The 13328-nt window shown below is 43.4% G+C and carries 10 protein-coding genes; 8 read left to right on the forward strand and 2 right to left on the reverse strand.

The genetic code is table 11. The annotated features are described in order from the left end of the window. Nucleotides 1-180: 180 nt before the first annotated feature. On the reverse strand, nucleotides 181-1884 hold the full coding sequence (locus M1L62_RS15340; RefSeq protein ID WP_254560464.1) for a hypothetical protein: 1704 nt from the start codon (nucleotides 1882-1884) through the stop codon (nucleotides 181-183). Between the two features lie 83 nt (nucleotides 1885-1967). On the opposite strand from M1L62_RS15340, the gene M1L62_RS15345 reads away from it, so the two are divergent. From M1L62_RS15345 to M1L62_RS15380, 8 genes are all read left to right on the forward strand, one after another. Further along, on the forward strand, nucleotides 1968-2993 hold the full coding sequence (locus M1L62_RS15345; protein ID WP_254560465.1) for a hypothetical protein: 1026 nt from the start codon (nucleotides 1968-1970) through the stop codon (nucleotides 2991-2993). Then, nucleotides 2993-4144, forward strand: coding sequence for a glycosyltransferase family 4 protein (locus M1L62_RS15350; RefSeq protein ID WP_254560466.1), 1152 nt, complete (start codon nucleotides 2993-2995; stop codon nucleotides 4142-4144). The genes M1L62_RS15345 and M1L62_RS15350 overlap by 1 nt, the downstream gene beginning before the upstream one ends. 51 nt (nucleotides 4145-4195) lie before the next feature. Continuing rightward, nucleotides 4196-5344, forward strand: a complete 1149-nt coding sequence (locus M1L62_RS15355; RefSeq protein ID WP_254560467.1) for a glycosyltransferase — start codon at nucleotides 4196-4198, stop codon at nucleotides 5342-5344. A gap of 60 nt (nucleotides 5345-5404) precedes the next feature. Then, on the forward strand, nucleotides 5405-6331 hold the full coding sequence (locus M1L62_RS15360) for a glycosyltransferase family 2 protein (protein ID WP_254560468.1): 927 nt from the start codon (nucleotides 5405-5407) through the stop codon (nucleotides 6329-6331). Next, a complete protein-coding gene (locus M1L62_RS15365; RefSeq protein ID WP_254560469.1) occupies nucleotides 6288-6854 on the forward strand; it encodes a WcaF family extracellular polysaccharide biosynthesis acetyltransferase in 567 nt (188 codons plus the stop codon). The genes M1L62_RS15360 and M1L62_RS15365 overlap by 44 nt, the downstream gene beginning before the upstream one ends. After that, nucleotides 6851-7594 carry a glycosyltransferase family 2 protein gene (locus tag M1L62_RS15370; RefSeq protein ID WP_254560470.1) on the forward strand — a complete coding sequence of 248 codons (744 nt, stop codon included), beginning with the start codon at nucleotides 6851-6853 and terminating at the stop codon, nucleotides 7592-7594. The genes M1L62_RS15365 and M1L62_RS15370 overlap by 4 nt, the downstream gene beginning before the upstream one ends. 177 nt (nucleotides 7595-7771) lie before the next feature. Further along, nucleotides 7772-8968: an MraY family glycosyltransferase gene (locus tag M1L62_RS15375; protein WP_254560471.1), complete on the forward strand. Its 1197-nt coding sequence runs from the start codon at nucleotides 7772-7774 to the stop codon at nucleotides 8966-8968. Nucleotides 8969-9080: 112 nt separating this feature from the next. Next, complete coding sequence (locus M1L62_RS15380; protein ID WP_254560472.1) at nucleotides 9081-11351, forward strand: NADP-dependent malic enzyme; 2271 nt, start codon at nucleotides 9081-9083, stop codon at nucleotides 11349-11351. 54 nt (nucleotides 11352-11405) lie between these two features. Here the strand turns inward: M1L62_RS15380 and M1L62_RS15385 are convergent, their stop codons facing one another. Continuing rightward, nucleotides 11406-13265: a sugar-binding domain-containing protein gene (locus M1L62_RS15385; protein WP_254560473.1), complete on the reverse strand. Its 1860-nt coding sequence runs from the start codon at nucleotides 13263-13265 to the stop codon at nucleotides 11406-11408. Nucleotides 13266-13328 lie beyond the last annotated feature (63 nt).

Raw genomic sequence — 13328 nt, forward strand, 5'->3', positions numbered from 1 at the left:
AATAACTCTTAATGCGTAATCAAGGCGCAAAAGTGCATTGCCTATATTACCCCATGATTAAGCCAATGTGAACAAGCTATTGCCAATATGTAATATACAAAAAAGGCCATTCTAAAAGAACGGCCTTTTGCACAATTTATATTTTATATGATAACGAATACAGGTTGTAAATTTCCCGATTCACTTTTTCTCTCCCCTGTAAACGTAATAAGGACTCCCCCATTCTTTATCGAAAACTTTCACGGGTTCTAATCCGTCGAGTTTTTTCTCGGTTACTACGTACTCGTATTTACCATCCTTGAAATCCTGAAAAGCTATTTCTGTCTGGATGCTGTGGCTTGCAAGTTCTACGGCATCAAAATAGATGTCATAATCGTATACTTTTCGTTTTTCCTGCTGCGTGTATTTCAGCAATATTTTGTATTCCGTATCGTATTGCCTTTCATCTTCGAACGCAAATGCATTGGCGATAATCGGCAGATCCTTGCCGTCCACCTCCATACCAGCCTTACTTCCCAAAAGATAATTTAGCTTCTTGATCATTTTCTGTTTATCCATATTTTGCTCCTGTTCACGCAGCAAACAATTATATGTTTTTGGAATAAAGAATTCAAATTCAGGGTTAAGCAGCATTTTCGTCCCAGATGGTAACGTCAGGATCCAGTCATGGGCATCATTCATATTCACTCTCTTGTGCACACGTGTATGATATCCGTAAGAAGCACTAATATTGGCCACAGCAACCATGACAACCATGGCCAAAGCCAGCTTCGATCCAACTGTTTTGCCTTTTTCCACGACAAAACTTAACCCCAAACCAATCAGAAACATATTGACCACGGCGGCTGGCAATACATGGGTATCGTAAATGAGTGAGGACCTTAAAACGAGAAAGAGAAACAAGAACAAGTTACCGATCAGTAAATAATAAACCAGCTTTCCGGTTTTCAGCAATTGAAAAATTCCCAGTCCGCTTAATGCCAGAATGATGTAATTCACTGGCTGGCTCAGATACAGGCCGATATACTCCATATTGAATAAAGTCCCCATGGGTTTGTCATTGATTTTGGCAATGATCCCCCCAACAAACGATTTGAGAACCACCAGCGTATCAGAGATGATAAACGGACAGAAAACAATAAAAGACAACAACATCATCAGCAACGAGAACAACACGGCTCTGAATTTTTTCTCATCGGAAAGCAAGAAGACGGCGCCAATAAAAAACGGTACAAAAAATGCAAATATCAATCGTTCAGCCAATATCAGACCAAAGATTACGGATCCGATCGCGACTTCTCTTGACGTAAGCCTTTTCGAAAACAAGATCCTGGCGATCAGCAAAATAAATAAATTACCGGCAAGTGCCTCAGGCCTTAACACAGGCGTTGTGTCCAAAACCAGTGTTGACGTAATAAAAATAACCGGCAGGAAAAACCGTGCAGAATCCGTCAACAGCACATGATCCCGTTTGTAAATAACGCTTGCAGTTTGCCAGAGAATTAACCCGACGGCAAGTATTTGAAAACCTCTGCCCAGCAATATAAACGACTCACGGTCTGCCAGAAATTGGTAGGCTTGCTTATCAAAAATATCAAATACGGAAATAAGTCCGGTGATACTGCCCAGATTTTGGAGCACCGACATGAAACATGACGCTCCAAAGGCAATAAAGTAAAACAGCATACTCGGCGCTGCCGGCCAGTCGAGGCCGCGTGGGGTATTGCCGTACCACAGCAGGACGCCAGAATCGGCGACAAAATTTTCATCTGTGGTGTAGTATCCATGGAAAGGCGGATAGACTACACTGCAACAAAATATGAAAAATATGACTAAACCTAGTAATGTGTACGTAACTGTTTTGCGATATTTAGTAGAAATCATGCTGCGAATTTCAATAAAAAATCAAAAATGAAAAAGTAATTATAAATTTGCATCTGCGAACATCGCAAAAATAGAATTACTTTATGCTAAAATTTATTTTCAGGTTTATTATTTTTCTGATAATCGTTGCAGGCGTTGCCGAGGCTGTCCTCCGTTTTAAATATGGATTTTGCAATGCTCCGCTCTATGTTTCTGATCCTGACTTTGAATATATATACGCTCCAAATCAGGAAGTAAAGCGATTTGGAAACGTCGTTCGCACCAATAATTTCTCCATGCGTAATGAGGCTATCTCTCCTGCTGATTCCATCACAATCCTACTCGTAGGTGATTCGGTTGTCAATGGAGGCAGTTTGACGGATCAGGACAGCCTTGCGACTACTTTCCTGGAAAAGCGGCTTTCAGCCAAATTAAACAAGCGTGTTCGTGTATTAAACATCTCCGCGGGCTCCTGGGGCCCTGATAACGTGGCGGCTTACCTGAAAAAATTCGGATTGTTTAAGGCAAAATTGATTTGTCTGGTGACGAGCAGCCACGATGCACATGATATCATGGGCCATGAGATGGTTGTTGGTGTTGATCCCAATATGCCGAATAAACAATATAAATCGGCGATTCTGGAAGTGTGGGACCGTTATAAATACCTGTACCCCTATTACGTAGAGTATTATTCGGAACGTATCCCGTTTTTCTCTACTCAAAAAGAACCTGATCCGGTTGCGCAAAAACCAAAGACTGATACGACATCTGTTGCGGTTGCCACGCCGCCGCCTGCAACACCGGATGCGGGTATTAGGAAGTCCGGAATCGGATTTAACCCGGGTTATGAGCAGCTTGTAAATATAGCAAAGGAAAATTCCATTCCGTTTTTCATATATCTGCATCCTGAGATTTCGGAAATTGATTCCGGCCGTTTCAACGACCAGGGAGCCGAAATCATTAAGTTTGCCAGAGACAATAACGTCAGACTTATTGACGAGTTTCAGTTTGGCATTTCTAAAAAGCTTTATCGCAAAATGGATGTTGTGCATTTTAACAATGCAGGTCAGGTTTTTCTGGCAAACAACCTCTACCCGCTATTTCTTGACTACTTAAAACCGAAACAATAATGCGTATACTGGTTATTCACAATCAATTATGGGCGCATTATAAGTCTAAACTTTTTAGTGAAATCTATTCGAACCTGAGCTCATCCGAGCCGGGAAGCGTGTTTTCTGTCGCCCACATTGCACTGCATGAGGCGAGCAGAAGTGTCATGAAAGATGACGAAACGGTGAAGTATGATTACCCATATAAGGTTTTGTTCAACCGCAGTCTGGATTCTGTCGGTTTCAAGGAACGCGTAAAAGCACTTTTTAAAACTTTCAATGAATTTCAGCCAACGATTTTAAATGTAACCGGGTATTTCGACTACGCCCAGGTTGCGCTGATGGTCTACGCAAGATGGAAGGGCGTGAAAGTAGTACTCTCGTCAGAATCTTCCACGATGGACCACAACCGTTCGCCGATTAAAGAAAAGATCAAAAGCTGGATCGTGAGCAATGCGAACGCCTTTTTCTGTTTCGGAAAATCTTCTGCGGACTACCTGCTTTCGTTAGGTGTGAAAGAATCACAAATCGCGGTCAAACACGCTGCGGTCATTGATGAAGACATTATCAGAACTCATTTTGAAAAAGCAAAAAAAGCCTTTGATCAGGATTTGTCCGCACCAACAAAAAGGCAGTTTGTATATGTAGGCAGGCTGGCTGAGGAGAAAAATCTGGAAATGTTAATTGAGACATTCAAATCGCTGAAAGAAAAACCGGCCGGAGCGGACTGGAACCTGCTGTTTGTCGGGGATGGACCAGCCCGAAAGAGCCTCGAATTACTATCCGGAGATTATCTTCAAAATAAAAGCATCATCTTTGCAGGCGGCCATCCCTGGTATAAAGTTCCGGAGTGGCTTGCCCAAAGCGATGTGCTGATATTGCCAAGTAAGTCAGAACCCTGGGGTCTGGTGGTCAACGAAGCCATGGTATGCGGTATGCCGGTGATCGTATCCGAAAAGTGCGGTTGTGCAGAAGATCTTGTCAAAGACAATGTCAACGGCTTTACATTCAGTCCTGATAACAAATCACAATTAGAAAACGCCATGCAGTTTTTTGCGAAACATCCTGAAAAGATAGAGCCCATGGGCGACGCATCGCTGGCATTAATAAAACCATTTTCATCAAAAACTGTTGCCAAAGAAATGGTAGCCTGTTACAAAAGTTTAGGTTGACACGACGGATATCGGTGAACCGGTAACAAGTTATTACACATTATATAAATTATGCGAATTCTAAATATCTGTGCTTATACCTGGGCTATTGGAGGCCCTGCAAGAATTATTTACGACCACACCACGGAGGTATTAAGCCAGGGACACGAGGTAGATATTCTAAGCCCGATGACCCCGGGCGAAAAAATGTACCCGGCCCCGGAGGGCGCCGGACTGATCCCATGCAAGCGCACCACGCCGATCAGTAATTTCTACCGCGAGTTTTCGATCGAAATGTATGATTATCTCAAAAAGAACATTCACCGGTATGATATTATCCATATGCACGGGATATGGCATTTTGGAAGTCTGGCACCGTTCCTGATCCCGCATAAAGCGGCCTTGGTAATCACCATTCACGGTTTGCTTGACCGCTGGGCGGTTGCACACAGCAAGTGGAAAAAAGATATTGTTACAGCTTTGTATCAGAAAAAAATCCTGGGCAAGGCAGATTTGATTCAGATTAATAATACCGATGAAGAGGAAGATGTGATCCGGTATCTTGGCTATCGCCCGGCCAATATGGTGATCGTTCCCAACGGAATGAAGGTTTCGGAGTACATTAATTTGCCGGAAAAGGGAATTTTCAGAAAAAAACATGGCATCCGTCCGGACCAGCAAATGGTGCTGTTCATGGGGCGTCTTAATATTAAAAAGGGCCTGGATCTGTTGCTTCCGGCCTTTCAGCAGGTATATGAAAAATTGCCAAATGCGGTGTTAATCCTTGCCGGGCCGGATGACGGTTATCAGGCAGAAACTGAGGAATTTATTAACAAGCATAATCTGGGAGACCGGATCAAACTTGTAGGTATGCTTACCGACACGATCAAAAAAGAAGCACTGGCAGATGCCGATCTTTTCGTCCTTCCTTCCTATTCCGAAGGTTTTTCGATTGCTGTGCTTGAAGCGATGACCTCCAAAGTACCCACGCTGGTTTCTGACCGTGTTGGTTTTGGCGATTACATCAAAAAATACAATGCTTCTTATCTAACTCCGCTGACCAGCGAAGGAGTAGCAGCAGGACTTCTTAAAATATTGCAAGATAAAACGTACGCTGATCAATTAAAAAATCAGGCTTTCAGGATGGTGACGGAGAATTTTGACATCACCGTCGTTGCAAACCAATTATTGGAAGAGTACAAGAAAATTAAAAAAATGTAATTACCTTTGGCAGAGTAAAACATACACTAAACCGTAATTTCCACAATTCCAGACCACAATATGGTTGATTTATCCGTCATCATTTTAACGAATAATGAATCAAAACACATAGGCCGATGCATAAAAAGCCTTTTGCTGATTACGGATAAAATTTTCATAATTGATTCTTACTCAACCGACAACACAGTTGAAATAGCCGAAAGCCTGGGCGCTGTTGTCGTTCAGAATACTTGGATTTCCTACGCCTTCCAGTTTAATTACGGTATTCAGAATAATCCGCATCAGACGCAATGGCTGATGAGAATGGACGCGGATGAATATATCACTCCCGAACTTGCCGAAGAATTAAAAACATCACTGGCATCGACACCTGAAAATATCTCGGGGTTGTATGTTAAAAGACGCGTCGTTTTTATGGACCAGTGGATCAACCACGGCGGTTATTACCCGATCTGGCTATTGAGGATCTGGCGCCGCGGACTTGGTGTGTGTGAGGAACTATGGATGGACGAGCATATCAAGTTAAGCAGTGGCACCACGGCGCAGCTGCAAAATGATATCGTCGACCATAATCTGAATAATTTAACCTGGTGGACACAGAAACATAATAATTACGCAATCCGTGAAGTCATAGATTTATTAAATATAAAATATAACTTTGGCAATAAAGAAACGGTTACTCCCAATTTCTGGGGCAGCCAGGAGCAAAGGACGCGTTATCTTAAAATAAAGTATGCGAATCTGCCCCTTTTCACGAGGCCGTTTATGTATTTTTTATTCCGGTTTATCGTAAAGGGAGGTTTTCTGGACGGGAAAAAAGGATTAATCTGGCATTTCCTCCAAGGCTTCTGGTACCGGTTTCTGGTTGATGCCAAAATTTATGAAGTTTATCAGCGGGCCGGAAAAGAGAAGAACGATATAATATCACATTTTAGGACAGAATATGGAAAAGACCTCCAGAGCCCAAACCAGTCTGTCAAGTTATAACAACAGTTGGTACAAACCTGGTAACATTTTCAAACAGGTTGCGTGGTACATTATTGGAAGAATTACAATTAATACATACCTTCCCATACCAATGTTTTTTAAAATATTGGTATTGAGAGTATTTGGAGCAAAAATTGGTTCAAATGTCACGATCAAACCCAAGGTTAACATCAAATACCCCTGGTTTTTTATCGCAGAAAGTGACATCTGGATCGGCGAAAATGTGTGGATTGACAACCTCACAACCGTTACTTTATGCAACAATTGTTGTCTAAGCCAGGGAGCCATGTTATTGACAGGAAATCATAATTTCACAAAGCCAGGCTTTGATTTGATTGTCAAAACGATAACGATTGAAAGCGGAGCCTGGATCGGCGCCAGAGCCACAGTTTGCCCGGGAGTAACTGTTCATTCGCATGCTGTATTGACCGTGAATTCTGTCGCCACCAAAGATCTGGAAGCCTATGGAATTTATCAGGGAAACCCCTGTGTATTTATTAAAACAAGAAATCTGACACATTGAAAGTTAGTATTATAACGGTCGTCTTCAATGGCGTTTCAACCATAAACCATTGCATTGAATCGGTTCTTAAACAGGATTTTGATTCGATTGAGTATATTATTATCGACGGAAATTCAAAGGATGGAACCAAGAAAGTCGTTGAGTCTTACGGTGGTAAGATTCAGAAATTTCTGAGTGAACCGGACAAAGGAATTTATGATGCCATGAATAAAGGCATTAAACTTGCAACGGGAGATTTGATCGGTATCCTGAATGCGGACGATTTTTACGCCAGTAATACGGTGATTTCCGAAATCGTTAATGCCGCGAAAAAAAACGATGCAGATGCCTGTTACGGAGACTTAAACTATGTGGATGCGCAGGACGAGTCGGTTATCAAAAGGAAATGGATCTCGGGCAAGTATAAGCCGAATTCCTTTTTAATGGGCTGGATGCCTCCGCACCCGACGTTCTTTTTAAAGAGAAATTGTTACGAAAAGTACGGTAATTTCCGGCTTGATATGGGAAGTGCCGCCGATTATGAGCTGATGTTACGTATGATTTACAAGCATGGCATAAAGCTTGCATATGTTCCTAGTGTCATCGTAAAAATGCGAACGGGTGGTGTCAGTAACAGCAATTTTCAGAACCGCCTTGATGCAAACAAAAATGACAGGAAAGCGTGGAAGATCAATGGATTAAAACCTTATCCTTTTACACTTTGGCTAAAACCGGCGAGGAAAATTTTACAGTTTATATAAGACCAGAATTATACAAAAACACATACTAAACCTTTAAATAATCACAACAGGCCATTAAATAAGTATTTTGAATTCCTCCGGTAAAGCGCATTAAAATTTCCGGGAAATTCGTCAAATTTGAGATGAAAATCAGATTTAAATAGGATTGTTTAATCGGATCGTTCAACAACCAGAATTATGGAACTACAACTACCAACATATATAGTAAGCGAAGGATCATTTAACAACATGGTTCACCATGATGTTTATCAATGTATCCTCTCCTTCCTTATTGCCTGTTTCCTGTCTATCATTTCCATTCCCATTATCATCAACCTGTCTAATTTGCTGCATTTAACGGCAAAACCGGGTTTCAGGAGCTCACACGAGACAGAAACACCGACATTGGGAGGTATCGCCATTTTTGCTTCTACGTTGATTGCCTATTTTCTCTGGCCTCATTCGGAAAATATCGTTGATTCCAATATCATCAGTCTGTCCATGACGGGCGTGATCATACTGTTTTTTCTCGGCCTTAAAGATGATATTCTGGCCCTGGATTCCACGAAAAAACTTCTGGTCCAGATCTGCGCTTCGCTGATCCTGGTGGCTATGGGGAATTTCAAGGTTGATAATTTCTATGGAATATTCGGGATTCACCAGATCCCTTACTTCGTTAGCATCCCGCTTACCGTGTTTATCTTCATCGCCATCATCAACGCCATCAACCTGATCGACGGAATTGACGGTCTTGCCGGTGGTATCAGCCTCATCGCCGGTGTGGGTTTTGGAATCTGGTTTATTCTGAACGACCATTTTTCGTTTGGCTGTCTTGCTTTTGCGATGTCTGGTTCTTTGCTTGGTTTTCTGCGTTTTAACTTTTCGAAAACGAGTAAAATATTCATGGGTGATACCGGGTCTCTAATCATCGGATATCTACTGTCGATTTTCGCTGTGGAATTCCTGTCGCTCAACGTTGGCTACAAAAACGATAGCCAGGCTTATTTCAATGCACCTATTATTGTGATGGTACTTTTGATCGTACCTATTTTTGATACACTGCGCGTTTTTATTGTCCGTATCGTCAAAGGCGGTTCGCCTTTTGTGGCCGACAGAAACCACATGCACCACATCCTCATTGACTCTGGTTTAAATCACTTCTGGGCTTCCTTTACGCTTTGGATGATCACCATTCTCAACACGGCTTTGTTCTTTACATTCCACGGAAATATTTCCAATACCGCTTCACTGTACATTTATATCGGCATGTTCATCGCCTACATGGTGCTGGCACATTACCTGAAAAGAAGATCGGTAATCATCAAGGAGCGAAATAAATTTGCCAAATCTTCATTCGAAAGCAAAAATATATCTTCATCTAAAAAGGCTTTCTGAGCTACAAATCAACGACCTTTTTATGTGAATCCCGGCCGGTTATAATAACCGGCTTTTTTCATTGCGTTGCAACGAATGTTTGTACCTTAGTGTGAAAAATTTTCACAATGGTATGAACAAAAAAATAAGAAAAGAAGATGCCTTGCAGTACCATGCAAAAGGCAGACCTGGCAAAATTCAGGTAGTTCCCACCAAAGAATATAACACCCAAAGAGACCTTTCTCTCGCCTACTCGCCCGGCGTTGCAGAACCTTGTCTGGAAATTGCGGACAATGTCGAAAATGCCTATTTATATACTGCCAAGGGCAATCTGGTTGCTGTAATCAGTAATGGTACGGCGGTCTTAGGGTTAGGCGATATAGGTCCGGAAGCTTCCAAACCCGTGATGGAAGGGAAAGGTTTGCTGTTTAAAATATATGCAGATATCGACGTTTTCGATATCGAGCTTAACACCAAAGATGTCGACGAATTTGTCAGAACGGTCAAGATTCTTGAACCCACTTTTGGCGGCGTCAATCTTGAAGACATTAAGGCTCCTGAATGTTTCGAAATCGAGGAACGTTTAAAAAAAGAGCTCAATATCCCGGTCATGCATGATGACCAGCACGGCACCGCGATCATCAGTGCCGCCGCTATGCTGAATGCTCTTGTGATCGTCAAAAAGAATATTGAAGATATTAGAATTGTGGTTTCAGGCGCAGGAGCTTCTGCGGTATCCTGTACCAAATTATACCTCTCACTTGGTGCCACACCGGGAAACATCGCCATGTTTGACACCAAGGGGCATATCCACAATGGGCGCACCGACCTTAATGCAATGAAAAAACAATTCGCGACCGATGTTGCCTATGACTCGCTGGAAGATGCGATGGTCGGGGCCGATCTGTTTCTCGGATTGTCGGCTGCGAATATTGTTTCCAAGGATATGGTCAGGTCCATGGCGAAAGATCCGATTGTGCTGGCAATGGCAAATCCAAACCCTGAAATCCCCTATCCTGACGCCATTGAGGCAAGAGAAGACGTAATTATGGCAACCGGCCGATCTGACTATCCCAATCAGGTGAACAACGTACTGGGTTTCCCATACATTTTCAGGGGTGCGCTGGATGTCAGAGCTACGGAGATTAATGAAGCCATGAAACTGGCGGCCGTTCATGCCCTGGCTGACCTTGCCAGTAAACCGGTTCCTGATATCGTTAACCTGGCTTACGGAGAAACCAATATCGTTTTTGGCAGAAACTACATCATTCCCAAGCCGGTTGATCCCCGCTTGCTCACAACCGTGGCACCTGCCGTTGCAAAAGCTGCAATCGAAACCGGTGTTGCGCGCAAAGTAATCACTGACTGGGAGGCCTATGAACAGGAACTGTCCAGCAGACTCGGACGCAACGAACAGCTCTCCCGCGTCATACTCAACAAAGCGAAATTATCTCCTAAACGTGTTGTGTTTGCTGATGCTGAAAATTTGCAGGTTTTGAAAGCCGCACAGCAGGTACGCGACGAAGGTATCGCAACGCCGATTTTGCTGGGTAACAAAGAAATGATCCTTCACCTGATTGATGAAAGCAAGCTCGACTTAAAGGATGTAAAAATCATCGATCCACGTGCCGAGGAGAATTCGGAGATCATAGAAGCTTATTCTGCCAAGCTTTTTGATAAACGGAAGCGCAAAGGGATGACTCCGCTTGAAGCCAAGCGGGCGATTTATTACCGCAGTTATTTCGGATCCATGATGGTCGAGAACGGTGACGCAGATGCCTTCATTTCAGGACTTACCCGAACTTATCCGGATACCATCCGTCCGGCTTTGCATGTGATTGGAAAACAGGATCATGTCAACAAAGTGGCCGGTATGTACATTCTGCTCACACCACGCGGGCCGCTCTTTTTTTCGGACACAACAGTTAACCTGGATCCAAGCGTCAATGATATTGTTGAAATTGCCGAACTCACGGCCAGAACTGTCGAAAGGTTCAACATTCAGCCAAGACTTGCGCTTGTAACTTATTCAAATTACGGAAGTGCGCGCGGCGTGGATGCGGAGAAAATGAGTGAAGCCGCTGCCATTCTGAAAAAGCGGAACCCAGATATGATCGTTGAAGGTGAAATGCAGGCGCATTTGGCTTTCAACACAGAACTTCTCAAACAACATCACCCTTTCAGCGACCTGGTCGATGGAGGAGCCAACACTTTAATTTTCCCAAATCTCTCGGCCAGCAATATCGCCTATAACCTTTTGAAGGAAGCCGCGAATTTGGAAACGATCGGGCCTATCCTGTTAGGTTTGAAAAAACCGGTACACGTTCTTCAGCTGGGAAGTTCGGTACGTGAAATCGTCAACATGGTCGCTATTGCCGTCGTAGAGGCTCAACTGAAACAATAAATAATCAAAAACGGCCCGGAGATCCCGGGCCGTTTTGTAATATAAAGTAACTTATTACGGATTCACATTTCCCCATGCCGTGTTGTACAACTTGGAATGGATTTCTTTAAGTTTTGCCTCCGGCATTTTAATCACCTTTCTGTCATAGGTCATTAATCCGTTGATTTCAACTTCGACATCGGTTGTCTGTGTGTAAACCGCAGCGGACAGCCCTCTTTTGATCAGCGGCTCAAAACTGTTGATGAAAGACTCGTATTTTTTGTAAAGCTCCTCTTTACTTTTAAAACTCTGATATCCCCAGTTATCCTTTTGTTGCCAGGTATGTTTATCAACCGGTAAACCTAAACCGCCAAACTCGCCCAACACGATCACCTGCTTCGCTCCGAATAAATCCGGTCTCGGCATTACCGGCGCCGGATAATGGTGAAGATCCATGATGTGTCCTACGGGAAGAAAATTGCCACCACTCGCACTGTTAACCAAACGGCTCGGGTCGTAGTTCATCGTCCAGTTCGTAATTTCCTCCGTTTTAAACTGACCCCATGCTTCGTTAAATGGAACCCATACCACGATACACGGAAAATTGTAGGTCGCATCCATGATTGCTTTCCACTCTGTCTTGTAAATGTTTTCAGATTCAGGCGTACGATCACGATCCGTTTCATTTCCCGTTATCCCCGGATTTGGCTCCCAACGATTTCCCAAATCCCCGCTCGGCATATCCTGCCAAACGAGCATGCCAAGCTGGTCGCAATAACGATACCAGGTTGCCGGTTCCACCTTCACATGTTTCCGGATCATGTTGAAACCCATTTCCTTTGTTTTCACAATATCAAATTTCAGCGCCTCATCCGTTGGTGCAGTATAAAGTCCGTCCGGCCACCAGCCCTGGTCCAGGGGTCCATATTGAAAAACAAACTTATTGTTGAGCAGCATTCTCTGAATCCCGTTCTGATCCGGTTTCATCGATATTTTACGCATGGCAAAATAGCTTTTTACCTCATCCACAACTTTGCCTTTCCGGATCAGCGTAATTTTCAGGTCATACAAATGCGGCGTATCCGGCGACCATAACTTCGGTGTTTTGATATCCAGAACAGCGTCTTCCTCAGGAGACACCTCCTTTTCTGTAATCACAGAAGCACCATCCAGCGCTGTCACTTTAACCACGTCACCTGCGAGCGAATTTTTAACAACCGATTTTATCGTAACAGACTCTTTATCGATATCCGGTGTGTTTTTTGTAGCAGCAATGTAGGTTGTCGGTACCGTTTCGAGCCAGACCGTTTGCCAGATTCCTGTCACCGGTGTGTACCAGATACTGTTCGGATTTTTGATTTGTTTTCCGCGGGGCTGAGGGCCATCGCTGCTCGGATCCCAGACACGAACCGCCAGATCCTGTTTCTCTCCTTTTACAAGAAACGATGTGATGTCGATGGAAAATCCATCATAACCGCCCTTATGCGAACCCGCTTTTTTTCCGTTTACAAAAACATCACATTCCCAGTCAACAGCGCCGAAATGAAGTAAAATATTCTGGTTCTTCAATTTTGACGATAGCGTAAGGGTTTTCTGATACCAAAGCACACTGTCTTTGCCAACCGTTTTCCCTACGCCCGACAATGCAGACTCCACCGCAAAAGGCACCAGGATCCTTCCCTGAAAGGCCGCAGGTTTTGTATCTGATGAGGATTTTGCAATAATTGCATAATTCCAAAGCCCGTTAAGATTCGCCCATTTTTCACGGACCAGCTGCGGACGCGGGTATTCAGGATGGGGTGTCGCAGCATTCACTTTCTCAGCCCATGGTGTTACAATTTTTCCCTCGACAATTTTCCAGTCGGATTGCTGTGCGTGAACTGCGCCAAAAGATATGACTGCCTGCATAGCCATACTGGTCAGTAATTTTTTCATTCCATAGTAGCTTTAAAATTTCGAAATCTTATCCATGCCAAAAGTTTAACCGCAGGCAACTCT

Source organism: Dyadobacter diqingensis (assembly GCF_024220585.1).
GTDB lineage: Bacteria > Bacteroidota > Bacteroidia > Cytophagales > Spirosomataceae > Dyadobacter > Dyadobacter diqingensis.

Coding starts and splice junctions, on each gene's coding strand:
- M1L62_RS15340 (WP_254560464.1), bottom strand. CDS start 1,884: ATGATTTCTACTAAATATCGCAAAACAGTTACGTACACATTACTAGGT.
- M1L62_RS15345 (WP_254560465.1), top strand. CDS start 1,968: ATGCTAAAATTTATTTTCAGGTTTATTATTTTTCTGATAATCGTTGCA.
- M1L62_RS15350 (WP_254560466.1), top strand. CDS start 2,993: ATGCGTATACTGGTTATTCACAATCAATTATGGGCGCATTATAAGTCT.
- M1L62_RS15355 (WP_254560467.1), top strand. CDS start 4,196: ATGCGAATTCTAAATATCTGTGCTTATACCTGGGCTATTGGAGGCCCT.
- M1L62_RS15360 (WP_254560468.1), top strand. CDS start 5,405: ATGGTTGATTTATCCGTCATCATTTTAACGAATAATGAATCAAAACAC.
- M1L62_RS15365 (WP_254560469.1), top strand. CDS start 6,288: ATGGAAAAGACCTCCAGAGCCCAAACCAGTCTGTCAAGTTATAACAAC.
- M1L62_RS15375 (WP_254560471.1), top strand. CDS start 7,772: ATGGAACTACAACTACCAACATATATAGTAAGCGAAGGATCATTTAAC.
- M1L62_RS15380 (WP_254560472.1), top strand. CDS start 9,081: ATGAACAAAAAAATAAGAAAAGAAGATGCCTTGCAGTACCATGCAAAA.
- M1L62_RS15385 (WP_254560473.1), bottom strand. CDS start 13,265: ATGAAAAAATTACTGACCAGTATGGCTATGCAGGCAGTCATATCTTTT.